Origin of the sequence: Streptomyces sp. NPDC020898 (assembly GCF_044333925.1) — a bacterium.
Taxonomy (GTDB): Bacteria; Actinomycetota; Actinomycetes; order Streptomycetales; family Streptomycetaceae; genus Streptomyces.
In genome coordinates, this window is sequence record NZ_JBIRRV010000006.1 from 229,777 (window position 1) to 255,273 (window position 25,497).

Here is a 25,497-nt window from a genome sequence, read left to right on the forward strand (position 1 = left end):
TGGGGAGTTGTCCTGGGACGAGATCGCCAGCCACCGGGAACGGCTGATGCGGCTGGTCCGCCGGCGGCTGCCGACCGCCCAGGACGCGGAGGACTGCGTCCAGGAGGCGATGTTGCGGGCGGCGGCCCACGCCAACCTGGACCAGGGGCGGATCGGGCCCTTTCTGACCTCGGTCGCCCTGCGGCTGTGTGTCGACCACTACCGCGAACTGGAGCGCAGACGGCGGCTGGTGGGCCGTACCGCGCACGTCAGCAGGCCCGAGCTGCCGGACGAGGACGTGTGCGACGAGGACTTCGGGCGCTGGCTGCTGCGCCAGGTCCAGCAGCTGCGCGGCCGTGAACGCCAGGTCATGCTGGCCCGCGCCGACGGAATCTCCACGATGGAGTTCGCGCGCATGCACCAGATCTCGCTGAAGGCCGCCGAGGGCGCGTTCACCCGGGGGCGGGCGCGGCTGCGGCTCGTGTGCGCCCAGACGCTGGACGGTGTCGCGGCACACCACAGGTAACGGACGCCCGAATTCAACTTCGACGGGTGTCCGGCCTCTTGTGAACGACTTCCGAATTACGGGAGTTCAGTCGACAGGGAAGGCAGTTACAGTGGGCAGGAATAATGCGCAGGACACGATCAAGGACTTCATCGGCGATATCGCCGACAGTACGAAGAAGGCCTTCGACGAGATTCTCGACCGAAAGGGCGACGACTCCCGTACCGCGGACTGGCTCACCGCGGCGAATCCGTACCAGACGCTGAACGGATTGCCCGTGGATGTGCTGCGTACCGTGAGCGCGCTCTCGGCGCTCGGGGGAGTGGCCAATCCCGTGGCGGCGCTGGCGAACGCCGCCAACGCCGCCCAAGGCGGCGGCGCCAACCCGCTCGCCGCTCTGACGGGCGCCGCCCCCAATCCCCTGGCCGCCCTGGTCGGCGCGGCTCCGCACCCCCTCGCCGCGCTCGGCGGCGGAGGTGCGAATCCGCTGGCCGCGCTCGGACAGGTGACGGGCGGGGCCGCGTCGGCCGTGTCGGGAGCGGCGGACATGGCGGAGGGGCTGGCGGCACTGCCACGTCAGATCGCCCAGCTCTCCGAACTCGTCGCGTCCCTGGTCGGCGTGCTGGAGGGCGTTCAGGGGGTCGCCGGTGCGGTGACGGGCGGTGGTGGCCGGGCACCGGTGGCGAGGAAGGGCAGCTGACTGACGGCGGGGCGGGGCCCGACGCCCCGCCCCGCCGGTCAGCCACCACCCCCTGTTCCGGAAACGCATCACACACAGAAGGTCGTGACACATGGGCGGTGCCCTGCTCGGCAGCCGGCTTCGGCTGGTGGTGAAGGTGCTGGGAGGTCTCGCGGCCGAAGAGGCCGGCCGACTGGCCCGGGACCGGCGCCGCACCCGGCGCGGAGCCGACGGAGCCTACGGCGACGGCGCCGAGAACGGAGACGACGGCTCCCGGCGCGCCCGGGCCGTACGCCACGCGCTCGAAAGCCTCGGCCCTTTCTACGTGAAGCTCGGGCAGATCCTCTCCACCCGGCCCGACATGGTGCCCGCCTCGATGATCGCCGAGCTGCAGAACCTGCACGACCAGGTCGACGTCCAGCCCTTCTCCGTCTTCGAACCCGTGCTCCGGGAGCAGCTCGGCCCGGACTGGAAGCGCCGTTTCGACGACATCGACACCGTACGACCGCTCGGCGCGGCCTCCCTCGCCCAGGTGTACCGGGTCACCCTGCCCGGCGGGCGCCCGGCGGTGGTGAAGGTGCAGCGGCCCGGTATCCGGGACGCGGTCCGCGCGGACATGGCCCTGATGCGCAAGGCGTCCAGGATCGTCGCCCGCACCGCGCCCCGCTTCAACGAGGTCATCGACATGGAGGCGATGCTCGGCTCGATCTTCGACGCCATGGAACCCGAACTCGACTTCACCGGCGAGGCCCGCAACATGGACGAGGCCCGCGAACACATCCGGCGCTATCCGACCCTCGCGGTGCCCCACGTCCTCCACGCCACCCCCAAGGTGCTGGTGCAGTCCCTCGCCCCCGGCGCCTCCGTACGGCACCTGGACCGCGCCACGTTCAGCGACCGGGAGCGCACGGACATCGGCAAGGACCTGCTGCGCTTCATGTACCGCGGCTACTTCGTCGACCGCATGTTCCACGCCGATCCGCACGCCGGCAACGTCTTCGCGCTGCCCGGCGGCCCGGCCACGCTCATCGACTGGGGCATGATCGGCCGGCTCGACCGGCGTACGAGCCTGCAACTGCTGCCCCTGCTCATGGCCCTCGCGCAGAACGACGGCCACGGACTCGCCTGGGCCTGGGCGGACATGGGGCGGGTCACCCCGTGGTCCAACCTGCCCGCGTTCGCCGCCGACATGGCGGCGCTGGTGCCCAAGGTCGCCACGGCCTCCCTGGAGGACATCAACTTCGGAGTGTCCCTGACGACCGTGCTGGAGAAGGCGACGAAGCGGGGCATCGGCTCGGCGCCCGCCATCTCCCTGCTGGGCAAGTCCTTCGCCAACCTGGAGGGTTCGGTGCGCTGCCTGGCACCGGACATCGCCCTCGCGGACGTCTTCAAGTCGGAGGCGCGGGGCATCGTCATGGCCCTGCTGCGCGAGTACTTCTCCCTCGACCAGGCGGCCCGCAACACGATGGACCTCCTGTCCTTCGCGGTGTCCGCCCCCGAGCAGCTGCGCGGCCTCCTCTCCGACGCCGCCAACCGGCAGTTCGCCCTCCAGCTCCACGAACCGCACACCCCGGCGGGCATGGGCGGGCAGCGGCCCTGGACCCCCTCCCGGGGCCTGATGGCTCTCGGAGCCGCCGCCCTCCTCTTGGACCGCCGCCGCCCGTCCCACTGACCTCTTCTCCTTCGCGGGCCTCAGCCGAGCCGCTGCGCCACGTCCCGGAGCGAGTCCGCCAGCGTCGCGAGGAAGAGCTCTGTCTCGTCGTCGCCGACGATCGCGGGCGGCGTGAGGCGCAGGACCCGGGAGGCGTTGAGGGAGTGGTTCACGAGGACGCCCCGGCCGATCAGTTCGAGGATCAGCTCGCCGACAGCCCGCTCCTCGGTGAACTCCAGGCCGATCAGCAGCCCCCGCCCGCGCACTTCCCGGACGAGCCCGCCCAAGTACGGTGCGCAGGCCGCCCGGACACCGGCGAGCAGCCGTTCGCCGAGCGCGCGGGCACGGGCGACGACGTCCTCCCGGGCCAGCGCCTCGACCGCGGCCCGCGCGGCGGCACAGGCGATCGGCGAGGCCGCGAACGTCGACGTGTGCAGATACGGGTCGCGGGAGAACGGGCGGTACGCCGACTCGGTCGCGACCATCGCCGCGACGGGCACCACCCCGCCACTGAGCCCTTTGCCGACGAGCAGCACGTCCGGCGCGACCTCCCCGGCGCCCTCGACACCGTCCTGCCCCTCCCCGTCCAGGCCCCACCACGAGCCCAGCCGCCCCAGCCCCGTCTGGATCTCGTCGACGATCAGGAAGGCGCCGTACGCCCGGCACAGCCGGCTCACCTCCGCCAGGTAGCCCGGCGGCGGAATCCGTACCCCGCCCTCGCCCTGCACCGGCTCGACGATCACACAGGCCCGTTCGCCGAGCAGACCGAGCACGGCGTCCAGCGCGTCCGCGTCGCCGTACGGGACGACGTTGCGGTCCGGCAGCAGCGGGCGGAACGGCTCCTGGTACTTGGCGTTGGCGGTGGCGGAGAGCGCGCCCAGGGTCTTGCCGTGATAGCCGCCGGCCGTGCTCACCAGCGCGGTGTGCCCGTGGGCGCGAGCCAGCTTCAGGCTCGCCTCGGTCGCCTCCGCACCGGAGTTGACGAAGTGCACCCGGTCGAGGCCGGCCGGGGTGTGCGCGGTGAGGGCCTCCGCGGCGCGGGCCGCGACCGGCTCCAGGAAGACCCGGGAGGCCAGCGGATGGGCGTCCACCTGGCAGTGCACGGCCGCCGTCACGGCGGGGTGCCGGTGGCCCAGGATGAAGACGCCGTACCCGCCGAAGTCGAGGTAGCGGCGGCCGTCCTCGGTGAAGATCCACGCCCCGTCGGACGCCGTCTCCAGCATCCCGCCGAGCACGGTGCCCATGACGGCCCGCCCGGAGGAGAGATGCTCGCGGTAGAGCCGGGCTATGTGCGCGCGGTTGTCGCTGTCGACCGGGGTGCCGGTGCCGGTGTCCGGTCGGAGCGGGGAGTCGATCGGGACGGTGGTCATGACGCCAACTCCCTTGCCTGGACTGCTTCCTGAGCCACTTCCTGGGGTGCGGCGGGAACGGTCGCCGGTTGGGTGCGCTGTCGGCCGCGCATGCCGCCGGGGCGGGCGGCCCAGGCGACCAGGTTGCTTACCAGGGCCTGGCGCAGCTCCTCCTTCGAGACCGGTCGGCCGCAGTGCGGCGTACCGAGGGACGATTCGAAGGGCAGCGCCCGCTGGAAGACGAGCAGCAGCTCCGCGTATGTGTGGAAGCGGCGGCGCAGCGACTCCGGGAACGTGGGTCCCTCGATCAGCGGGAGCAGCAGCCGGTGCACCGACTCCAGGGGAATCAGCCGGGGCGGATGCGGCCGGGGCCCGTACCGGTCGGCGAACTCCAGGCAGGCGTCGATGACTTCGGTCTGGAGCAGCACCTCCGAGCCGGCCGTCAGCCAGTACTCGCCCCCGGTGACCCCGCCGCGCATGAGGTCGCCCACCGCACGGGCGACGACATCCTGCGGCACCATGTCGATCCGCGACTCCGGCCCGCCCGGCATGACGGGCACCTGGCCCTTGACGATGGCACCCAGCGCCCGCGTCAGCCCCTGCATCCCGGCGATCAGGCCGGTCACCGAGTCGCCCATCACCACCGACGGCCGCATGATCACCCCGGGCGCCGGAGCCTCCCGCACCGCCTGCTCGGCCTCCGTCTTCGAGGCGAGATAGGCGGCGGCCCCGGGAAAGCGCTCCTGCTCCTCCGGGGCCAGCGGATTGGCCACGAAGGCGGTGCTCATATGGAAGAAGGGCGAGCCGGCGAGGGCCGCGAGGTCGAGCATCGTGCGGGTGCCGTCGAGATTGGCGCGCCGGATCAGGTCCGGTTCCCACTGCCAGTTGGTCGCGGCGGCGGAGTGCAGTACCAGGTCCGTCTCGGCGGCGAGACGCGTGAACTCGGCCCCGGACAGGCCGAGTCGGGGCTCCATGAGGTCGGCGCGCAGCTCTCGCACCCGGGGGTCGTTCACCGGGGTGCGATGCCGCAGACAGACGATGCGGAAGTCGGGCAGGAGCTCGTCGATCAGAGCTCTGCCGAGCACTCCGGTGCCACCGGTGAGCAGCACGGTGGGCCGGGATTCGGGCATGACGAAATTCCCCTCGGTCGGGTGAGCGGCGGATGGATCTACAAGGGAGTGGACGGATCCACAAGGGAACAGGGCAGGAAGGCCCCGGGGTTCAGGCGACCGTCAGCGGTGCCTCGTCCAGATACGCGGCCAGCGGGCCCGTCATCCGTGACCTCGACGGCGGATGCAGGGCGAGGCCGTTGGTGCAGGCGGCGAGGTAGCCGACCTCGTCCGAGGTCATGAAGCCGATGCCGCCCAGCAGTTCCACCGCGCGCGGGACAACGCGGGCGAGCGTGTCCTGCACGGTGTAGCGGACGTACAGGGAGTCGGCGAGCGCGGACTCGTCGGGCGTGCCGTCGTCCACCCGCCGGGCCAGGCTCTCCACAGCGGCCATCGCGCCCTCCGCCGCCACCAGCAGCCCCACCCGCTCGGCCTCCGGCACCCGGTCGCGCCGCAGCACCCGCTCGACCAGGGCGCTCGCGGCGCCCAGATAGCTGCCGGTCATCAGCAGCTCGAACCAGACGAGACCGGCGGTCTGCACCTCGTCGAGCCGGGCCCCGGCCGGGGACGCGGTGCGCACCAGCAGCTCCGGCGGCACGAGGACGTTGTCCAGCGTGACCTGGTCGCTCTCGGCGCCCGCGAGGAAGCTGCTGGCCCAGAAGCCGCTGACGCTCAGGCCCTCCGTCTCGGCCGGCACGAGCGCCACGGCCAGCTCCTCACCCTCGCCGTCCTCGCACGGCACCATCACACTGGCGGTGAGCAGGTCCATGGAACGGGCCAGGCTGCACGGCCGTTTCACGCCGGTGATGCGTACGCCCTCGGGTGTCACCCTGGCGGACATGGCGGGGGAGAGGATGCCGGTGCCGCTGCGGCCCTCCGCGAAGCCGGACGCCATGAGCCGGTTGTCGGCGGCGACACCCTGGACGAGCATCCACTCCAGCCCCTCGCCCCCGCCCGACTCGCTCAGCCCTACCAGGGTGGCCATCGAGAAGTGGTGCATGGTCGTCGCCACGGCCAGCGAGGGCGAACGGCTGCCCAGCGCCCGCTGCACCCGCACCGCTTCGAGCGCGGTGGCGCCCCGCCCCTGAAGGGCCGTCGGCGCCAGCAGCCCGGGACCTCTGCACTCCCGGAACAGCCCGATGCCCGGACTCTTCGGCCCTTCCAACGTCATCAGCGGCACGGCCCGCAGCCCGTCGTCGAGGCCGGGCAGCAACGTGGTGAGGGCCGCGCGTTCACGCTCCAGGAATCTCATGTCGTCCCCTGCTTTTCCTTGGTCCTCGGATGCCGTCGGCGGCGTCGTTTCGCTCTTCACGAGCTTTACGAGCCAGCCGCGAGGACCCCTCGCCCGGGAGACCGGGGCCGGCACCGTCCGCCGTACGAGACGCCCTTGACGTGGGCCGCGAGCCGATCGACACTCCCCATGGGAATCCTAGTGAAAAGGTAGGGAAAGGTGATGCGCGTGGAGTCGAATGCCAGTCGGGTGGTTTCCGCACCCCGGCCGACCCCGCTGCTGACCTCCCGCCGTCACATCGACCTCCAGCGCGTCTGCAGCGCCATCAGCCCCCTGCGCTGAGTCCGGCCCGCCCACGCGCCGGACCGACGGGCCCCGACGACGCCTTCCGCCGCGCGTACGTCTGCGCACCACACCTTGGGGAGACTCATGACCGTCACACCACTGGCCGCCACCGCCGCCCGCCCCGCTCCGGCCTTCCGCGGCCGGCTCGGCCGGGACGCGCGCAGCGGCCACTACGCCGTGCCGCGCCGCTACCGCCTCCACCTGTCCCCGGCCGACCCCGATTGTCTCCGGATCGCCGTCACCCACAGTCTGCTCGGCCTCGACGCGGCCTGTCCGGTGACCGACCTGCCCGTCGTGCCCGACGCTCCCGGCGGCGAACACTCCGCGCTGCGCCCGCTGTACGAGGCGAGCGCGCACCGCTACTCCGGCGCGGCCACGGCCCCGGTGCTCAGCGACGACTGGTCGGGGCGGATCGTCAGCACGCACACCCCGGACATCCTGCGCGACCTGGCCCGGCACTTCGGCGCGGGGCGCTCCGCGCTGTACCCGTGCGGTCTCGAGGCGGAGATCGAGGCCGTCGAGCGGTTGTGCGCGCAGAACATCGACGCGGCGGCGCAGCGCGCCGGAGAGGCCGGCGTCGACGACTCCGACCGCGCCGACGCGCTCGCCTCCCTGCTGCGCACCCTGGGCTCGCTGGACGCCCGGCTCGCCGCGGACCCGTATCTCCTCGGCGACCAACTCACCGCCGCAGACGTGGAGTTGTGGGTCAGCCTGGTCCGCCTCGACACGGTGCACCGGTGGCACCTGGACGCCGCCGCCGTGCACCGCGTCGCCGATCATCCGGCGCTGTGGGCCTACGCCCGCCGCCTCGCCGCGCACCCGGCCTTCGGGGCGCACCTCGACCTCGACGCGATCGCCCGTCGGCACCACGCCGATTGCCGGGGGCTGGAGGCGGCGGGGGCGGCTGTGCAGATCCTTGACTGGGCGGCATACGCTTCGCGCTCCGCCGATAGCTCCGCTGGATAGGCGGTTCGTTGGCTGCGGGCCGGTGGGGGCTTGTTGCGCAGTTCCCCGCGCCCCTTTGGGGCGCGCTGCCGGACCGGCGTCGAATCCGCTCGGCCCGCCCGAACCTAGCCCCCCGAACGTGGCCGGTGTTCATCCGGCCGACACAAATGACCGGAACACGCGAACCCATCGCGTTGTTGATCCCATCGTGCCGAAGCCCATTCCCTGCCGCCCGAAGCTGTACTCGCGGCGGCACATCGATCTCCTGCGTGTGGCCGGCGCGCTCTGTTGCTCCTGACCGCTGTCTCGTCCTTTCGTACGGTCGATCAGGAAGGCGCTACTTTCGTGTCCTCGTCACTCTCTTCTCTGCACCTCGCCGTCGCCCTCGACGGCGCCGGCTGGCACCCGGCCGCCTGGCGCGAACCGGTCGCCAGGCCCCGGGAGTTGTTCACCGCCCGCTACTGGGCCGACCTGGTCGCCGAGGCCGAGCGCGGGCTGCTCGACTTCGTGACCATCGAGGACGGGCTCGGTCTCCAGTCCTCGCACCCCATCGAACCGGACGGCCGCACCGACCAGGTCCGGGGCCGCCTCGACGCCGTGCTCATCGCGGCCCGCGTCGCCCCGCTCACCCGGCACATCGGTATCGTCCCGACCGTCGTCACCACCCACACCGAGCCGTTCCACCTCTCGAAGGCGATCGCCACCCTCGACTACGTGAGCACCGGCCGCGCGGGCCTGCGCGTCCAGATCACCGCCCGCCAGAACGAGGCCGCCCACTTCGGCCGCCGCCCGATCCCGCACATCGACCCGCTGAACGGGCCGCGCGGTTGGGAACCGGTGGCCGGCCTCTTCGACGAGGCCGCCGACTACGTCGAGGTCGTCCGCCGGCTCTGGGACAGCTGGGAGGACGACGCGGAGATCCGCGACGCCGCCACCGGCCGCTTCGTCGACCGCGAGAAACTGCACTACATCGACTTCGAGGGACCGCACTTCAGCGTCAAGGGCCCGTCGATCACCCCTCGCCCGCCGCAGGGCCAGCCCGTGGTCACAGCCCTCGCCCACGAGACCGTCCCGTACCGGCTGGTGGCCCGCTCGGCCGACGTCGGATACGTCACGCCGTTCGACACCGGCCAGGCCCGCGCCATCGTCGAGGAGATCCGCACCGAGCAGTCGGCGGCCGGCCGTGCGGGTGAACCCCTGCATGTCTTCGGCGACTTGGTGGTCTTCCTCGACGAGGATCCCGCCGAGGCCGTGGCCCGCCGGGAACGCCTCGACGCCCTCGCCGGATACGAATACACCAGTGATGCCCGGATCTTCGCCGGTACGGCTGCCCAACTCGCCGACCTGCTCCAGGAGTTGGCGTCGGCCGGACTGACCGGCTTCCGGCTGCGGCCCGCCGTCGCCGGCCACGACCTCCCGGCGATCACCCGGAACCTAGTCCCCGAACTCCAGCGCCGGGGTGTCTTCCGGCAGGCGTACGAGGCCGACACCCTGCGCGGACTGCTGGGCCTGACCCGCCCCGCCAACCGCTACGCCGCCCCCAACGCGGCCACCGCCACCGTCACCGCCTGAGCCGGAGGGACCGTACGACCATGAGCAAGCCGCTGAAGCAGATCCACCTGGCCGCGCACTTCCCCGGCGTCAACAACACCACCGTATGGAGCGACCCCCAGGCCGGCAGCCATATCGAGTTCAGCTCCTTCGCCCACTTCGCGCGCACCGCCGAACGCGCCAAGTTCGACTTCCTGTTTCTCGCCGAGGGGCTGCGACTGCGTGAACAGGGCGGAAAAATATACGACTTGGACGTCGTCGGACGGCCCGACACCTTCACCGTCCTCACCGCGCTCGCCGCCGTCACCGAGCACCTCGGACTCACCGGCACCATCAACTCCACGTTCAACGAGCCCTACGAGGTGGCCCGCCAGTTCGCCAGCCTCGACCACCTCTCCGACGGACGCGCCGCCTGGAACGTCGTCACCTCCTGGGACGCCTTCACCGGCGAGAACTTCCGGCGCGGTGGCTTCCTCCCGCAGGACGAACGCTACTCACGGGCCAAGGAGTTCCTCCGGACGGCGGGCGAACTCTTCGACTCCTGGCACGGCGACGAGATCCTCGCCGACCAGGAGACCGGCACCTTCCTGCGGGACGCGAAGGCCGGCGCCTTCGTCCACACCGGCCAGCACTTCGACATCGAGGGGCAGTTCAACGTGCCCCGCTCCCCGCAGGGCCGCCCGGTGATCTTCCAGGCCGGCGACTCCGACGAGGGCCGCGAGTTCGCCGCGTCGACCGCGGACGCGATCTTCAGCCGGCACGCCACCCTCAAGGAGGGCCAGGACTTCTACACCGACGTCAAGAACCGCCTCGCCAAGTACGGCCGCCGCGCGGACCAGTTGCTGATCCTGCCTGCCGCGAGTTTCGTCCTCGGCGACACGGACGCCGAGGCGGAGGAACTGGCCCACGAGGTGCGCCGCCAGCAGGTCAGCGGGGCCACGGCCATCAAGCACCTGGAGTTCGTCTGGAACCGTGACCTGTCCGCGTACGACCCGGACGGCCCGCTCCCCGACATCGACCCCGACCTCGGCGAACACACCGTCTCCCGGGGCCGGGCCCAGGTGCGGATGTACCGCGATCCGCTGGCCACGGCCCGCGAGTGGCGGGAGCGCGCGGAGGCCAACAACTGGTCCATCCGCGACCTGGTCATCGAGACCGGCAACCGCCAGAACTTCGTCGGCGCTCCGGCCACGGTCGCCGCCACGATCGACGAGTACGTCCAGGCCGACGCGAGCGACGGCTTCATCCTGGTCCCGCACATCACCCCGGGCGGCCTCGACGGCTTCGCCGACACGGTGGTCCCGCTCCTCCAGGAACGCGGCGTCTTCCGCACGGAGTACGAGGGCACCACCCTCCGCGACCATCTGGGCCTCGCCCACCCCGACGCCGAGACGGCGGGGGAGCGGGCGGCGTCCTGAGTCCGCCGTACATGGCGTGGTCGAGGACGTCACCCTCCCCCATGAAGGTGACGTCCTCGACCGCTCCCCCGGGTGCCCGATGGTGGTCTGATTCGTCCGCGTCCGCCGTCATGCGCTGGCCTCTGCCCCCAGCATCACCAGCACATGACGGCTGTTTCCCCCGAACCCCACGTGGAGTAGAGCCTGACGCGGACGAAGTAGTGGCGGCCCTTGACGAGCCGGACCCTGACGTGGGCGTTGTGCGGAGTGCCGCCGTCGTCCTCGGCTGAGAGGTAACGGGGCTCGCCGTCGATCTCCTCGAAGACCGCGACGACCGTGTCGCTCTCCCCGAAGGTGCCCACGGTGTAGTCGCGGGTCTCCGGCGGTGCGATGCCGAAGTCGGCCTGCTCGCCCGCGCCGAGGCACAGAGGAGCGGACCGGAACGGCACGAGTTCGGCCGGACTGGATGTGCCCGTCGGCGGATACCAGCGGAGCACGAACACCTTGTCGGCCGGGGAGAGCGTCCCTGGCGGGCGCACCCCGGACCGGAACTGCTCCGGTTCGAGGATCAGCCCCGCCGAGAACGGATACTCCATGATCGACAGCGGGTCCCAGACGGAGCCGTTGACCTCGTCCGGGTCGAGCTTGCGCAGGATGTTGAAGTACGTCTTGTCGCGGCCCCAGAAGTTCGGCGGCCCGGCGAGGTCGTCGTACACGGCCTCGTCGTCCCAGTGGATGCCGGCGAACGGGTTCTGGTGCTCGTGCAGCAGGCCCAGGGCGTGCCCGATCTCGTGCAGGGCCGTCGCGCGCTCCCCCGGCGCGATCAGGTCCCATCCGAAGTTCATCGTGCGCCGCCCCAGGCCCACCGAGAGTGCGTCCCGCCCGACCGTGGAGTACGAACCGTCACCGGTCTGGAATCCGATGCGGAGTTCGGCCTCCGAACGGTCGCGCACCTCGACGAAGGAGAGCCCGATCCCCAGTTCGAGCCACTCCCGAAAACAGTCACGGACGACATCGCGCTGTGCCTCGGCGCCGACCCATGACTCCCACCGTGTCTCCCCGGTCCCCGGCAGGGGGATGACCGAGCCGTCGCTGTCCCGGTCGAAGAAGTAGTAGTGGAGCACGGTGCCGTTCACCCACATCAGACGCCCCGAGAGGAGCGCACTGAGCCGCTCGGCCGGCAACCCCGGTGTGAAGCTGGGGGCCGGCTGCTGCGGGAGTGAGCAGAACCGTGCGTTCATGGGGAACAGGTTGCAGCTCACCGGCCCTCGGGCGCCTGAGTCGGGGGCTACTCAAGTCGGCCTGTATCAAAGCTGAGTAGCCCGGCTCTTGTTGAACGTGATGACTTTCGAACGGGACGCGAAGACCCTGGAACTGCCCTGGCCGTTCACCGGCCGGGACAGCGAACTGGAGCTGCTCCGCCGGACGTTGGCGGCCGAACGGCACGGCGTCGTGGTGACGGGTCCGGCCGGGCACGGCAAGACCCGTCTCGTCACGGAGGCCGTCCGGGGCACCGGCTGCGCGAAGGTGAGCGGCACGCCCGAGACCCGGGACATCCCCTTCGCCGCGTTCGCCCACCTCCTCCCGGAGGCGGTCTCCCTGCACCGGGCCGTTCAACTCCTGGCGGGCGTACGGACCTTGCTGGTCGACGACGCCCATCTGCTGGACGACTCCTCGGCCGCGCTGGTCCACCAGCTCGCGGTGCACGGGCGTACCCGGCTGCTCGTGGTCGCGACGGACGGCGCCCCGGCGCCGGGCGCGGTGTCCCGGCTGTGGACCGGCGACGTGCTGCCGCGTCTCGCGCTGGAGCCGCTGCCCCGCGAGGAGACCGCCCAGCTGATCGCCGCCGGCGCCGGCGGCCCGGTCGAGCCGCTCACCGCGCACCGCCTGCACCACCTGTGCCAGGGCGACCTGCGGCTGCTGCGCGACCTGCTGGCCGCGGTGCGCGAACGCGGCGAACTGAGCCTGACGTCGGACGAGTTGACGTGGCGGGGCCCGGTTCCGGTGACGGCGGCGGTGCGTGAACGGATCGGGCAGGCGCTGCACCGCGACTGCGCCGAGGAACGGGACGCGCTGGACCGCCTGGCGTTCAGCGAGCCGCTCCCGCTGGACCTCGCGGATCTGGACCTGCGTGCCCTCGAACGCCTGGAAGCGGACGGCCTGATCCACGTCGACGCCCTGTCCGAGGTCCGCCTCGCCCACCCCCTGCACGGCCCCGTCCTGCGCGCGGGCGCCGGACAGCTCCGCGCCAGGCGTATGTCCCGCACCCCGGCCGAGTGTGCCTCTGCCCTGGCCGCCGAGCGCGCCGACCTGACCGACCGGATCGAGCGGACCGACGTCCACGAACCGGCCGGCCGCGTCGGGGACTGGCTGGCGGCGGAGGGCGCGGCCCCGAACCGCGCCGTACCCGCCGACTACGCGACGGTACGGGCCCGCTTCGCCCGCCTGCGCGGCGAACTCCGCGAGGCACTGTCCTGGGCCCGGGAAGGCCTGCGAGGCGCCCCGGACGATCTGGCCTGCCGTACGGAACTGGCCCTGGCGGCAGCCCAGTTGTGCGAGGTCGCCACCCTGGACGAGGCCCTCGCCGGCCACCCCGCCCCGAGGCAGGCGACGACGTGGCAGCGGGCGGCGCACGGCGACATCGCCGGAGCACTGGAGTCGATCACGGAGGGGAAGGGCGAGGCGTACGCCCTGTACGACGCCGTACGCCTAGGGGCCCCGCACCTGGTCGCGGACCGCCTCGCCCAACTGCCCGGCGAGGACGCGGCACCGCTGGCCCGGCACGCGGACGCGCTCGTCCGCCAGGACGGCCCGGCCCTGGACCGCGCCGCCGAACTCCTGGAGCGCCGGGGCCTGTTGCTCTTCGCGGCCGAGGCCCACGCCCAGGCCGTCCCGCTCCACCGCGACCCGCGTGCCGCCCGGACGTCCCGCTCCCGCGCCATGACCCTGGCCCGCCGCTGCCAGGGCGCCCGCACCCCGGCCCTGTCCGGCCTGGTCCTCGGCGAACTCACCGCCCGCCAGCGCCAGATCATCACCCTCGCCGCCGCCGGCCTGAGCAACCGCCAGATCGCCGACCGACTGACCCTCTCCATCCGCACCGTCGGCAACCACCTGTACAGCGCCTACACCCGCCTCGGCGCAAACGACCGGGGTGCCCTGCCGTGGCTCCTGGACGACGCCCCGGCCGCGCAGCCGGCGTGATCGCCGTCGGGCGGGGCGACGGGTTCAGCCTCGAACGCCGAGGGCGGCCGGGGCTGCCTGGTGCGGGGAATCAGCCGTTTTCAGCGCCCGCACCGGCCTGGGCGCGAGCGACTGAGGCGCGCTGCCATGGCTCCTGGACGACTGGACGACGCTCCGGCCGCGCAGCCGGCGTGATCGTCGGCCGGGGTGGGCTCAGGCCGCTCCGAATGCTGCGAACGCCCAGCCGGTCGCCTGGTGGGTCGCGTCGCCGGGGAGGGAGGCGCGGGCGTCGCGCAGGGCCTCGGCCAGGGAGAGGCCCGCGCTGAGGCCCTTGTGCAGGGCCAGCATCAGGGGGACCACGGCCGCGTCGTTGACCGGTGCGCTGCTCGCCACCACGCCCGCCGTGCCCAGCGGGAGCAACGCGGTGACCAGGCCGAGGAGTTCGTCCGCGCCGACGGTCGCCAGGCGGCCGGTGTCGCAGCTGGACAGGATGATCCGGTACGGACTGCGGCCGAGGCGTTCGAAGTCGTGCACGATCAACGGGCCGTCGGCCATCCGCAGCGACGAGAACAGCGGGCTGTCCGCCCGGAAGGTGCCGTGGGCCGCGATATGGGCCAGCGCGGCCCCGTCGAGCGCGTCCAGCACCTCCGCCGCCCGCGCGCCCTCGTGCTCCAGCACCGTCGGTCTGCCGTACCGGTCGGCCAGGTCGGGCACCTCCGCCCCGCCGCTCGCGAGGCCCGGCCCCCGGACGAGGACGTGCCGGCCGCTCGGCGGGGGCCCGGTCTCCTGGGCGCGCAGCCAGCTGCTCGCCGACGGGGACACGCTCAGCACTCGCTCCCGGAGGGAGGGGAGCAGGGCCCAAGGGACCCGGTGCAGGCTTCCCGGCGGGACCACGACCACCGGGCCGGTCCCCAGATGCGGCACGGCCGCGCCCAGCAGCAGCTCCTCCAGCCGGCGGCCCGCCGCCTCCAGTACCGGCAGCCTGCCCTCCGCCCCCGGATGCGCGAGCCGCCGCAGCCCGGACTGGACGTGCTCGGCCTCGGTCACCGCGTCCGCGACCAGCCCCGCTTCGAAACGCCGCACCCGCCCCTCACCGCACAACAGCACCTGCACCCGGCCGTCGACCACGGCGATCTCGATCAACCGCCCACCGCCGCCCAGGCGTTCGAGCAGCCGGCCGGGATCGAAGCGGCTTCCGTTGCCGGGGGACTCGCCCCGCATATGGAGCGTGCGGGAACGCACTTCCCGTTCCAGGCGCCGCTGTTCGCGTTCCAGCGCCGGTACCGGGCGCCCGGCGACCCGGGCCTCCTCCGCGCGGGCGGCGATCACCCGGAAGGCGGTCAGGCTCTGCACGAGCGCCGGGTCGTCGGGCGGCCGGGCGGGCGGCGCCGACAGGACCGTGGCCCGCCACCGCTCGCTCCACACCAGCAGCCGCCGCGGCCCACCGGACTCCAGGGTCGCCCGCTGTGCCAGTGCGGCGAGTTCGGCACCCTGCGCCGTGGCCCGGGCCCGCAGCTCCGAGGCGCCGAGCGTCATCCGGTGATCGTCCAGGACGGCGAGCCCGCGCCGGCAGGCCTCCAGTACGCCCCGGCCCGACCCGGCCGCCTCCGCGCGCAGCGCCTGCGCCGCCCACCCCGTCATCCGGGCCAGCGGCGGCCCGACGCGCCTGCTGCGGGCGGCGACCTTCAGATGCTTCTCCGCGTCCTCGGTCCACCCCAGCGCGAGCGCGATCCGGCCCGCGAGCAGCGACGCCTCGGGCGCGGACGGCGAACCGAAGGCGGCCAGCCGCTCTGCCAGCGCCGCCGCGTCCGCGACCAGCCGCCCGGACTTCCGCCCGGTCGCGACCCGCGCCTCCAGCAGCACCAGCCGGGCGTGCGCCTCCCACCAACTGCGCCGCTGCCCGGCGAACAGACGTACGGCCACCGCCGCGCGGGCGATCGCGGTGTGCGGGTCGCCCGCGAGCCGGGCCGCCCGCGCGGCGGTCAGCAGCAGCTCCGCCTTGCGGGTGCTCTGGCCACCGATGCCGTCGAGCACGGCGATCGCCGCGTCCGCGTCCGCCAGCGCCTCCGGGGCCAGCCCGGCGGCCATCTGGACCTCACAGCGCCGGATGTAGAACATGAAGATCGGCGTACCCAGCCGGTCGTACCGCTCGGCCGCCTCGTCGAACAGGCGCAGCGCGGCCGGGATGTCGCCCGCCCGGTACGCGGCCAGCGCCCGGCTCTCCACGACGTCCGCCTTGTCGTGCTCCTGGCCGGTGGTGTCCCACATCTGCTCGGCGGCGGTGAAGTCGGCGTCGGCCCGCTCGGGCCGCCCGAGCGCCAGATGCACGGTGGCCCGCAGGGTCAGCGCCCGCGCCGTCCAGATGGTGTCGTCCGCCTGCCGCAGCACCGGTATGGCCCGGCGTACGTCGTCCAGCGCCTCGCGGTGATGACCCAGCACCCACCACGCGTACGCCCGCCGGTACAGCACGCGCGCGCGTGTATGGCCCGTACCGCGCTCGACTCCCTGTTCGAACGCCTCCAGGCCCTGCCGGGTGCGGCCCGCGTGGACCAGTGCCACGCCGAGCGTGCCGAGGACGTCCGCCTCGCGCTCCGCCGACCCGGCGTCCGCCGCGAGATCGCGGGCGCGCCGCAGATGACGCAGGGCGATGCGCATGTCGCCGAAGTCCCGCTGCCACAGACCGATCACCTGGTGGGCGACGGAGGCGTGCAACGGCGTCGGATCGTTGCCGAGGACGTTCTCCGCCCGGGCGAGCGCGTCCTTCGGGCGGGCGAACACCATCGGCAGTAGTTCGAGAACCGTGTCGCTTCCCGCTGTCACTTAACGGATGGTAGTGCTCCGCGCCCCGCGTCACACAGGTTTGGCCATCCCCTGTATCACGCGACGGCCTCGCGACTCTCACTGAGGACTTGACGATGAGGACTTGCAAACACGTTCGGTGATCCGTCAGTTCAGTTCAAGGGGGGAGAACAACCATGGCACCACAGCGTTTCCAGGAGCAGTTCGACCAGATCCAGCGCTCCATGCCCGGCGTCGCCCTGGCGATGGGGCCGGACGACTCCGCCGAGTTCATCTACGAGAAGGGCGTCGTCCTGGCCCGCGACGGCGAGGAGGCGCGGGTCGTCGAGGACACCGTCCGCGCGCACTTCACCACGTTCGCCGGACTGACCGCCGACGAGGTGCGCCGGGCGAGCCCGGAGACCAACCGGTCGGGCATCACCCGGATCCAGGTCGGCGACCCGGGCGAGGGCGGCCGGCACGGCGACCGCGCGGTGGCCGGCGCCCTGCGCGCGCTCAGGGAGACGGAGGGCAACGCGCGGCGGCGCCTGGTCAGCCGTAACCACGTGGTGCACATCGCGCCCGTCAACGCCTGCCCAGGCGACGAGCCGGTGCCCGCCCCGCACACCGCCGGGCCCAACCCCGCGGTGGCCGAGGGCGGTTACGACGAGGACAGCGCCGTCGGCGTCCTGGTCATCGACACCGGACTCATGCACGACTACGCGGCCTATCCGGCGATGGCCCACGTCCAGGGTGACCCCCAGATCGACGAGACCGACGCCGACGGCGTGCTCCAGCAGTACGTCGGGCACGGCACGTTCATCGCGGGACTCGTCGCCGCGGTCGCCCCCAACACGAAGATCCTCTCCCTCAACACGCTCGGCGACATCGGCGCGATCCTGGAGTCCGAGTTCGGCGACAAGCTCTTCGAGGCCGTCGAGCGCGACGGCTGGCCGGCCATCATCAGCCTCTCCGCCGGTACGTCGAACGGCAGCACGGACGGCCTGCTCGGCATCGAGGCGTTCATGGAGGCCCTCCGCGAGCAGCCGCGCACCCTGCTGGTCGCCGCCGCGGGCAACAACGCCAGCGCCACCCCCTTCTGGCCCGCCGCCTATGCCGACAAGCCCGAGTACGCCCAGTCCGTGCTGTCCGTCGGCGCCCTGCGCAGCGACGGCGAGTTCGGCGCCTGCTTCAGCAACCACGGCTCCTGGGTGAAGGTCTACGCCCCCGGCGAGCGGCTCACCGGCCCGCTCACGGGCTTCGAGGCACCGGTGCCGTACCGCTACCAGCACAGCTCGTACGACACCTGCCGTCACCACTTCGCCTACGCCTGCACCTGCCAGCAGCCCCAGCACCTCGGCGTGCTCACGGGGGAGCGGGCGACCACGTCGGGCACCCCGGACCAGGTGCAGTTCGAGGGGTTCGCGCAGTGGAGCGGCACCTCGTTCGCCACCCCGGTGGTCGCCGCGATGATCGCCGCCCACATGACGGCCCACAAGGAGACCGACCCCCGCGCCGCCCGCCAGCAACTCCTCGCCGCGAACACGGAGTTCGCGGAGGTCCGGGGAGCCGTCGTACCCGCACTGCTGCCGCCCACCTGGAGCCCGGTGCCGGTCGTGAACATCCCGCCCTCCATATGAGGTCAACAGGCCTCCGTACAAGGACAGACCAAGTGAGGACAATGCGCAGGACGAGCGGAGCACCCCCCTTCACGGCGTACGATGGCATGCCGTACACGAGGGGTGGGGACGTGGACCGAGCTGCGGTCGGCGCGTTGGTCCAGTCCGCCGTCGACGGCGACGGGGCGGGCTGGAAAGCGCTGGTGGAAGGGCTGAGCCCACTGGTGTGGTCGGTGGTGCGCGCGCACCGGCTCTCCGACGCGGACGCACACGAGGTGTACTCGACCGTCTGGTTCCGCTTCGCCCAGCACCTGGGCCGCATCCGTGAACCGGAGAAGGCGGGCTCGTGGCTCGCGAGCACCGCCCGGCACGAGTGCCTCAAGGTCATCAAGAGCGCACAGCGGATGACCCCCACGGACGACGCCCAGCTGCTCGACCGGATCAGCGACGACCGTACGCCCGAGCAGTGGGTGATCGAGTCCGAGGAGGCTTCCGCCGAGGCGGAGCGCATCCGGAAGTTATGGCAAGAGTTCGAGGAACTCGGCGCCAGGTGCAGGCAGTTGCTCCGCATCCTGATGGCCACGCCACCGCCGAGCTACCAGGAGATCTCCGCCGGTCTCGGCATCGCCGTGGGCAGCATCGGCCCGCTGCGCCAGCGCTGCCTGCGCCGTCTGCGCGTGCGGCTCGCCGCCCGGGGGGTGCTGTGAACAACGCACACGACAGCGACAGTTCACCCCACGACCCCGACGATATGGACGGCACGGCCGACATGAACGGCACGAACGGCTCGGACGGTCCGAACGGCATCGAGGGCTTCGACGGCGACGGCGACGACCTGACGCAGTTCGAGGGCGACGACTCCCTGGAGAACGACCTCCTCGAAGAGATGCTGCGCCAGGCCGCCGCCATACTGGACCCCGTACCGGCTCAGCTCCAGCAGACGGCTGTCGAGGCCTACACCCTGTACTCGCTCGACACCCAGCTGGCCGAACTGACCTTCGACTCGCTGGTCCACGCCATCCCCGTGCGGGGGGCTGTGGACGCACCCCGCATGCTGACCTTCCGCACGGACGAGCTGACGGTCGACATCGAGGTGACCGCGCACGGTCTGATGGGCCAGGTGCTGCCGCCGCAGGAGGCCAGGATCGAGGTGCTGAGCGGCCCGCAGCTCACCTCGCCGCCCACCCTGACCACCGACGACATGGGCCGCTTCACCGGCGAACTGCATGTCACCGGCCCGTTCGCGCTCCGCCTGCGCACGGACGCGGACGTCGTCATGACGGAGTGGCTGCGCGCCTGACACACAGCACCGCACAGCACGCACGGTTGCCGGGGGCGGATCCCACTGGGGACCCGCCCCCGACGACTGTTCTGCGACCGTCGTTCTCCGAGGGCTGCTCTCAACCCGCCGCGACCAGCGGATAGTGGCAGGCGACCTCGCGCCCCGACGCGGTCCTGGTCAGCCGGGGCCGCTCCACCGCGCACAGCTCCCGCGCGTAGGGGCAGCGCGTGTGGAACGTACAACCGGCCGGTTTCGCCACCGGGTTGGGCACGTCGCCGGTGAGGACGATCCGCTCCCGGCGCGGCGCATCCGGGTCGCCGGTCCCGTCGTCGATCTCCGGGACCGCCGACATCAGCGCCTCGGTGTAGGGGTGCGCGGGAGCCTCGTACAGCGCCTCCGTGTCGGCGAGTTCGACGATCTCGCCGAGGTACATCACCGCGATCCGGTCCGAGACATGGCGGACCACCCCCAGATCGTGGGCGATGAAGACGTACGTCAGCCCGAACTCGTCCTGGAGATCCGCGAACAGGTTCAGCACCTGGGCCTGGATCGACACATCGAGCGCCGACACCGGTTCGTCGGCGACGATCAGCTTCGGGTCGGTCGCCAACGCCCGTGCGATACCGATGCGTTGACGCTGGCCGCCGGAGAACTCGTGCGGGTACCGGTCCAGATGCGCCGCCGAAAGACCCACCACGTCGAACAGCTCGGCCACCCGGCGCCGGACGGCGGCGGCATCCCCGTACCGCTGGATGAGCAGCGGCTCGGCGACGATGTCCCCGGCGCGCCGGCGCGGGTTCAGGGAGGCCTGCGGATCCTGGAAGACAAGCTGCATCCCGGGGCGTACGGGCCGCAGCCGGCGCGCGGACAGCGTGGTGATGTCCCGCCCGTCGAACTCGACGCGCCCGCCGGTGATGTCGGTGAGCCGGACCAGGCAGCGCCCGAGCGTGGACTTGCCGCAGCCGGACTCGCCGACGATGCCCAGGGTTTCGCCCCCACGCACCTCCAGTGACACCCCGTCCACGGCCCGCAGCACCTTGCGGTGCCGGGTGAGGGAGTCGCCGCGCAGGGCGTAGTGCTTGGTGAGGTCCGTGGCGCGCAACAGCACGTCGCCGGCGTCGTCGGTTCGGGTCTGGGGGAGCGTGGTCACGGCGCCGCCTTTCTGTCCGGTGTCGAGTGCGCCGTACGGGCCGAGGCACGGTCCTCGAACGGCAGCCAGCAGGCGTCACGGTGTCCCAAGTCGCCCGTGAGTACCGGGCGTTCGTCGCACCGGTCGTGCCGGGCCGGGCAGCGCGGCGCGAACGCGCACCCCTCCGGCACGCTGTCCGGTGACACGGGCACGCCCGCGATGGTGGGCAGCCGCCGCAGCCGGGGCCCGCCGACCCGGGGCACCGAGTCGAGCAGCCCCCAGGTGTACGGGTGTCGCGGCCCGTGGAACACGGCCCGGCGCGGGCCCTCCTCGGCCGCACGCCCGCCGTACATGACGAGGACCCGGTCGGCGATCTCCGACACCACACCCATGTCGTGCGTGATGACGACGACCGCCGAACCGCGCCCGTTCAACTCCCGCATGAGATCCAGTATCTGAGCCTGGATCGTCACGTCGAGCGCGGTGGTCGGCTCGTCGGCGATCAGCAGCGCCGGACCGCAGGCGAGGGCCATCGCGATGACCGCCCGCTGCCGCATCCCGCCCGAGAACTCGTGCGGGTAGGCGTGCACCCGCGAACCGGCGTCCGGGATGCCCACGTCCGACAGCAGCTCGACCGCCCGCGCGAGCGCCTCCTTCCTGGACAGCTTCTCGTGCGCCCGGATCTGCTCGGCGATCTGCCGGCCGACCGTGTAGACCGGGGTCAGCGCGGTCATCGGGTCCTGGAAGACCATGGCGATCTCCCGGCCGCGCACCGACCGCATCTCCTTGTCGGGGAGGGCGAGCAGGTCCCGCCCACGGAAGAGCACCTGGCCGGTCACGGTGACGTTCGGGCTGGTCAGCAGCCGCAGCACGGCCAGCATCGACACGCTCTTGCCGGAGCCCGACTCGCCGACCACGCCCAGGATCTCACCGGGCGCCACCGACAGGGACAGCCCGTCGACGGCGGTGATCGTGCCGCGCCGCGTACGGAACGACACTCTCAAGTCCCGTACGTCCAACAGAGGTTGATCAGACATGGCGGGCCCTCGGATCGAGTCGCGCGTACAGGATGTCGACCAGGGCGTTGGCGAGGACCACGAAGAACGCCGCGTACAGGACCGTCCCCATGATCACGGGCAGGTCCAGGTTCTGCAGTGCGTCGTACGTGAGTTTGCCGACGCCGGGCAGGCCGAAGACGACCTCGGTGAGCAGGGCGGCCCCGCCGACCAGCGCGCCGAAGTCCAGGCCGAACAGCGACACGATCGGGATGAGCGAGCAGCGCAGCGCGTGGCGGACCAGGATCCGCCGCTCGGACAGCCCCTTGGCCCGCGCGGTGCGTACGTAGTCCTCGCCGAGCGCGCTGACGACCTCGCCGCGCAGCAGCCGGGCGTAGATGCCGGCGTACAGCAGCGCCAGGGTCAGCCAGGGGAAGAGCAGATGCAGCGCCCACTGGCCGGGGTCCTGGCCCAGCTCGACGTACCCGGGTGGTGGCACCCAGGAGAACACCGAGTCGTGCAGGCGTTTCTGGGTGAGGAGGTTGACGACCTCGCCGAGCCAGTAGGCGGGCAGCGAGACGCCCACGACACCCACCAGCATGATCACCGGGTCGGCGGCAGTACCGCGCAGTGCGGCGGCAGCCGTGCCCATGAGGATGCCGACCGTCATCCAGATGACCGCCGCCCCGATCACGAGCGACAGCGTGACGGGCATGGCCTGCACGATCTGCGGGACGACCTTCGAGCCGCGGTTGACGAACGACTCCAGGTCCCGGTCGATCAGCAGATGCCGCATCATCAGCAGATAGCGGACGGGCAGCGGCCGGTCGAGGCCGAAGGAGTGCCGTACCTGGGCCAGCGTGGCCGGGTCGGCGTTGCGGCCCGCGATACGGGCGGCCGGGTCGACTCCGGGTGTGGCGAAGAAGATCAGGAACACCAGCACACTGATCGCGAACATCACCAACAGGGCGGAGAGGAAACGCCGGAGCGCGAAGTACAGCATCGTCACACCCCTCCCCGCAGCCGGGCACTCGGGTCGAGGGCGTCGCGCACCCCGTCGCCGAGGACGTTCAGGGCGGCCGTCGTCAGCGCGATGAGCAGCCCGGGGGCGATGGTCACGATGGGCCGGGTGTACAGCAGCCCGAGCCCGTCCTCGATGATCGTGCCCCAGCTCGCGTCGGGCGGCTGGACGCCGACCGACAGGAAGGACAGCGCCGACTCGGTGAGCATCGCGAGGGCGGTCATCAGCGGCAGGAACACGATCGCCGTGGGCAGCACGTTCGGCAGCACCTCCCGGCGCATCACGCGCAGCGCGGGCGCACCCGATCCGATGGACGCCTGGATGAACTCCTTGTTCCGCAGCACCAGCACCTGCCCGCGCATGGGCCGGGCGACATACGGAACGTAGATCGCCGCGATGATCACGACCGGCAGCCACAGACTCCCGGCCTCGACGGTGACCGGTCCGAGGCTGAGCCCGTCGGTGAGGAGGACGACGGAGAGGCAGATGGCGAGCAGATAGACGGGGAAGGCCCAAATGACGTCCAGGACACGGGAGATGACCGCGTCCACGACCCCGCCCGCGTACCCGGCGACGACTCCGACGGCCGTACCGACAGCGCAGCACACGAGCGCCGCCGTGACCCCGATGAACAGGCTGGTACGACCGCCGTACAGCAGCCGCGCCATCACATCCCGCCCCTGGTTGTCGGCGCCGAGGAAGTAGTGCCCGAAGTCCCAGGTCGGGCCGATGGGTGTGACGCCGAGCCCGAGACCGGTGCTGCTCGGGGTGAGCACCGGCACGGTCCTGCCGTCCACGACCGTCGTCCCGGAGACATGGGACTGGAACGGGTCGGTGTGTGCGATGTGGTCGGCGTACAGCGGCGCGCACAGGGTCACCGTGACGACGGCGAGCAGGACGAGGGCCGCGGCCACCGCCGACCTGTTGTGCAGCAGGTCGGCGACGGCGGTCCGCCAGGGGCCCGGCGAACGGCGCCGGGCCTCGGGGACGGCCAACTGGGGGGCGATGCCGCTCACTTGACCCACAACTGCCCGACGAGCATGTAGAACTGCTTGCTGAACCGGTAGTTGCCGACCCGCTTCGACGTGAAGTCGATGATCTTCGGGTTGATCACCGGGACCACCGGGGACTGCGTCATGATGTCCTGGTCGATCGTCGCCCACTGCTGGTCGGCGGCCTTCTGGTCGGTCTGCCCGGTCTTCAGAGCGGTCTGCATCCGGGCGTCGACGCCCTTGTCGCAGAACCCGGCGATGTTGATGCTGGAGTCGCTGCCCGGGTGGTACGAGGCGCAGGACAGCAGCACGTTGAGGAAGTCGGAGGCCGCCGGATAGTCCTGGTACCAGGACGTCAGCGCCAGCTGCACCTTGTTCTTGGTGTTCTGGATGTACGTGAACTGGATGTTCGCGGACAGCGGCTTGAGCGTCGCCTTGTAGCCGAGCTGGGTCAGCAGACTCTGCAGATACTGTCCGATCGACTTGTTGACCTCGTCGTCACTGACAACGATGCCGACCTCCTGCCCGGCCGTACCGGACTGCTTGACGAGCGCCTTCGCCTTGGCGAGATCCGGCGCCGACCAGGTCGTCCCGCCGCCCTTCGTGTACTGGCACTTGTCGACGTGCCCCGGGAAGCCCGGCGGGAGAATCGTGCACGCCGGAGAGGCCAGGTTCTTGCCGCCGTACAGCCCGACCACGGCGTCGCGGTCGATCGCCCAGTTGATGGCTTGGCGCGCCAACTTGTTGTTGAACGGGGCCGAGTTGACGTTCAGCGTGAGGTACCAGAACGCGGTCAGCGGATTGACGTGCGTCTGGGAGGCGTACTGCGTGCCGATTTCGTTGAGCCGGTCGGCGGGCGGCGGGTCGAACATCCAGTCCGCCGAGCCGTTCTGGACGGCGGTCACCTCGGACTCGACGGTCTGCCCGAAGGTGTAGTCGACGTTGTCGGCATAGGCCTGGGGCTGCGCCTCGCGCGACCACTCCTTGAAGTACGGGTTGCGGACCAGCTTCAGCGCCCGGTTCGGATCGTACGAGGCCGCCATGTACGGGCCCGTTGTGGGCAGCGGCTCGGTCCCCGCGTCCTTCGCCGGTGAGTCCTTCGGCACCACACTGGCGTGCGGGACGGCCAGCTTGTACGCGAACTCCGGGTCCGGCGCGGTCAGGTTGACGGTGACCGTGCCGGCCGCCGCGTCACCGACGACGCCCTTGGCGAGCGTGCAGGACGCCGGTGTCTTGAGACAGGCGTCGGCGCCGACGATGCCGTTGTAGAAGGTGCCCGCGGTCGGGCTGGACACCTTGAAGATCCGCTGGAAGGACGCCACCACGTCGTCGGTGGTCACGGCCTTGCCGTTGGAGAACTTGACGCCCTTGCGGAGCGTGAAGGTGTACGTCTTGCCGCCGTTGCCGACCGTCGGCATCGCCGCGGCCAGATCAGGCACGACGGTGAACGACTGCTGCCCGCCGGTCTTCTTGAACGCCAGCAGCCCGTCATACATCGACTGGTACAACTGCCAGTACTGGAGCGTGTAGTTGACCTGCGGATCGAGGGTGCCGGCAGCCGCGTGAGCGACCAGCTTCAGCGTGCCGCCCTTGTGCGCGGGCTGGAAGGCGGCCGACTGGGCGCCGTCGGCCGCGCCGGCGGTCGGGTCGGACGCGCTGCCGTCGTCGGAGGACGAACAGGCGGTCGCGGTGAGAGCGAGCGCGAGGGCGGTGGTCGCGGCGGCGAAGAGGGGGCGTCTGGTTCCGGTGATCCGGGACAT

Annotated in this window: 22 protein-coding genes; 12 read left to right on the plus strand and 10 right to left on the minus strand. The window is 71.8% G+C overall.

What is annotated here, in order from left to right:
• Positions 1–7: 7 nt before the first annotated feature.
• The 3 genes from ACH4TV_RS20925 to ACH4TV_RS20935 all read left to right on the plus strand — a co-directional run bounded on the left by ACH4TV_RS20925 (position 8) and on the right by ACH4TV_RS20935 (position 2,835).
• On the plus strand, positions 8–505 hold the full coding sequence (locus tag ACH4TV_RS20925) for an RNA polymerase sigma factor (protein WP_398400131.1): 498 nt from the start codon (positions 8–10) through the stop codon (positions 503–505).
• Positions 506–596: 91 nt separating this feature from the next.
• Positions 597–1,184 (plus strand): hypothetical protein, encoded by a 588-nt coding sequence (locus ACH4TV_RS20930; RefSeq protein ID WP_398400133.1) that lies wholly within the window; start codon positions 597–599, stop codon positions 1,182–1,184.
• A gap of 91 nt (positions 1,185–1,275) precedes the next feature.
• Positions 1,276–2,835, plus strand: coding sequence for an ABC1 kinase family protein (locus ACH4TV_RS20935; RefSeq protein ID WP_398400135.1), 1,560 nt, complete (start codon positions 1,276–1,278; stop codon positions 2,833–2,835).
• Positions 2,836–2,855: 20 nt separating this feature from the next.
• Here the strand turns inward: ACH4TV_RS20935 and ACH4TV_RS20940 are convergent, their stop codons facing one another.
• The 3 genes from ACH4TV_RS20940 to ACH4TV_RS20950 all read right to left on the minus strand — a co-directional run bounded on the left by ACH4TV_RS20940 (position 2,856) and on the right by ACH4TV_RS20950 (position 6,524).
• A complete protein-coding gene (locus tag ACH4TV_RS20940) occupies positions 2,856–4,184 on the minus strand; it encodes an aspartate aminotransferase family protein (RefSeq protein WP_398400137.1) in 1,329 nt (442 codons plus the stop codon).
• On the minus strand, positions 4,181–5,293 hold the full coding sequence (locus tag ACH4TV_RS20945; RefSeq protein WP_398400139.1) for an SDR family oxidoreductase: 1,113 nt from the start codon (positions 5,291–5,293) through the stop codon (positions 4,181–4,183). Before ACH4TV_RS20945 ends, ACH4TV_RS20940 begins: the two co-directional genes overlap by 4 nt.
• A gap of 91 nt (positions 5,294–5,384) precedes the next feature.
• A complete protein-coding gene (locus ACH4TV_RS20950; protein ID WP_398400141.1) occupies positions 5,385–6,524 on the minus strand; it encodes an acyl-CoA dehydrogenase in 1,140 nt (379 codons plus the stop codon).
• 207 nt (positions 6,525–6,731) lie between these two features.
• On the opposite strand from ACH4TV_RS20950, the gene ACH4TV_RS20955 reads away from it, so the two are divergent.
• The 5 genes from ACH4TV_RS20955 (at position 6,732) to ACH4TV_RS20975 (ending at position 10,762) form a co-directional block, all read left to right on the plus strand.
• The gene (locus tag ACH4TV_RS20955) at positions 6,732–6,845 is read left to right on the plus strand and encodes a putative leader peptide (protein ID WP_398400143.1); all 114 of its coding nucleotides are present in this window, start codon (positions 6,732–6,734) and stop codon (positions 6,843–6,845) included.
• 87 nt (positions 6,846–6,932) lie between these two features.
• Positions 6,933–7,814 carry a glutathione S-transferase C-terminal domain-containing protein gene (locus ACH4TV_RS20960; protein WP_398400145.1) on the plus strand — a complete coding sequence of 294 codons (882 nt, stop codon included), beginning with the start codon at positions 6,933–6,935 and terminating at the stop codon, positions 7,812–7,814.
• Positions 7,815–8,001: 187 nt separating this feature from the next.
• The gene (locus ACH4TV_RS20965) at positions 8,002–8,091 is read left to right on the plus strand and encodes a putative leader peptide (RefSeq protein ID WP_398400147.1); all 90 of its coding nucleotides are present in this window, start codon (positions 8,002–8,004) and stop codon (positions 8,089–8,091) included.
• A gap of 47 nt (positions 8,092–8,138) precedes the next feature.
• Positions 8,139–9,365 carry an LLM class flavin-dependent oxidoreductase gene (locus ACH4TV_RS20970; RefSeq protein ID WP_398400149.1) on the plus strand — a complete coding sequence of 409 codons (1,227 nt, stop codon included), beginning with the start codon at positions 8,139–8,141 and terminating at the stop codon, positions 9,363–9,365.
• Positions 9,366–9,385: 20 nt separating this feature from the next.
• Positions 9,386–10,762 (plus strand): NtaA/DmoA family FMN-dependent monooxygenase, encoded by a 1,377-nt coding sequence (locus ACH4TV_RS20975; RefSeq protein WP_398400151.1) that lies wholly within the window; start codon positions 9,386–9,388, stop codon positions 10,760–10,762.
• A 134-nt stretch (positions 10,763–10,896) separates the two neighbouring features.
• On the opposite strand, the gene ACH4TV_RS20980 is transcribed toward ACH4TV_RS20975, so the two are convergent.
• Entirely contained in the window at positions 10,897–11,982 is a 1,086-nt protein-coding gene (locus tag ACH4TV_RS20980) for a M12 family metallopeptidase (protein WP_398400153.1), read from the minus strand.
• Between the two features lie 100 nt (positions 11,983–12,082).
• Here ACH4TV_RS20980 and ACH4TV_RS20985 point away from each other — a divergent pair, with 100 nt between their 5' ends.
• Positions 12,083–13,942, plus strand: a complete 1,860-nt coding sequence (locus ACH4TV_RS20985; protein WP_398400155.1) for a LuxR C-terminal-related transcriptional regulator — start codon at positions 12,083–12,085, stop codon at positions 13,940–13,942.
• Between the two features lie 192 nt (positions 13,943–14,134).
• Here the strand turns inward: ACH4TV_RS20985 and ACH4TV_RS20990 are convergent, their stop codons facing one another.
• Positions 14,135–16,741, minus strand: coding sequence for a CHAT domain-containing protein (locus ACH4TV_RS20990; protein WP_398400157.1), 2,607 nt, complete (start codon positions 16,739–16,741; stop codon positions 14,135–14,137).
• Positions 16,742–16,896: 155 nt separating this feature from the next.
• On the opposite strand from ACH4TV_RS20990, the gene ACH4TV_RS20995 reads away from it, so the two are divergent.
• From ACH4TV_RS20995 to ACH4TV_RS21005, 3 genes are all read left to right on the plus strand, one after another.
• Positions 16,897–18,339, plus strand: a complete 1,443-nt coding sequence (locus ACH4TV_RS20995; RefSeq protein ID WP_398400159.1) for a S8/S53 family peptidase — start codon at positions 16,897–16,899, stop codon at positions 18,337–18,339.
• Between the two features lie 86 nt (positions 18,340–18,425).
• Positions 18,426–19,025, plus strand: a complete 600-nt coding sequence (locus ACH4TV_RS21000; protein WP_398400161.1) for an RNA polymerase sigma factor — start codon at positions 18,426–18,428, stop codon at positions 19,023–19,025.
• 44 nt (positions 19,026–19,069) lie between these two features.
• The gene (locus tag ACH4TV_RS21005; protein ID WP_398400726.1) at positions 19,070–19,618 is read left to right on the plus strand and encodes a hypothetical protein; all 549 of its coding nucleotides are present in this window, start codon (positions 19,070–19,072) and stop codon (positions 19,616–19,618) included.
• 100 nt (positions 19,619–19,718) lie between these two features.
• Here the strand turns inward: ACH4TV_RS21005 and ACH4TV_RS21010 are convergent, their stop codons facing one another.
• Genes ACH4TV_RS21010 through ACH4TV_RS21030 form a run of 5 tightly spaced genes read right to left on the minus strand, consistent with a single transcriptional unit; the run spans position 19,719 to position 25,497 of the window.
• Entirely contained in the window at positions 19,719–20,750 is a 1,032-nt protein-coding gene (locus ACH4TV_RS21010) for an ABC transporter ATP-binding protein (protein WP_398400163.1), read from the minus strand.
• Positions 20,747–21,766, minus strand: coding sequence for an ABC transporter ATP-binding protein (locus tag ACH4TV_RS21015; protein WP_398400165.1), 1,020 nt, complete (start codon positions 21,764–21,766; stop codon positions 20,747–20,749). The genes ACH4TV_RS21010 and ACH4TV_RS21015 overlap by 4 nt, the downstream gene beginning before the upstream one ends.
• Positions 21,759–22,727 carry an ABC transporter permease gene (locus ACH4TV_RS21020; protein WP_398400728.1) on the minus strand — a complete coding sequence of 323 codons (969 nt, stop codon included), beginning with the start codon at positions 22,725–22,727 and terminating at the stop codon, positions 21,759–21,761. Before ACH4TV_RS21020 ends, ACH4TV_RS21015 begins: the two co-directional genes overlap by 8 nt.
• A gap of 2 nt (positions 22,728–22,729) precedes the next feature.
• Positions 22,730–23,761 (minus strand): ABC transporter permease, encoded by a 1,032-nt coding sequence (locus tag ACH4TV_RS21025; protein WP_398400167.1) that lies wholly within the window; start codon positions 23,759–23,761, stop codon positions 22,730–22,732.
• Positions 23,758–25,497 carry an ABC transporter substrate-binding protein gene (locus tag ACH4TV_RS21030; protein ID WP_398400169.1) on the minus strand — a complete coding sequence of 580 codons (1,740 nt, stop codon included), beginning with the start codon at positions 25,495–25,497 and terminating at the stop codon, positions 23,758–23,760. The genes ACH4TV_RS21025 and ACH4TV_RS21030 overlap by 4 nt, the downstream gene beginning before the upstream one ends.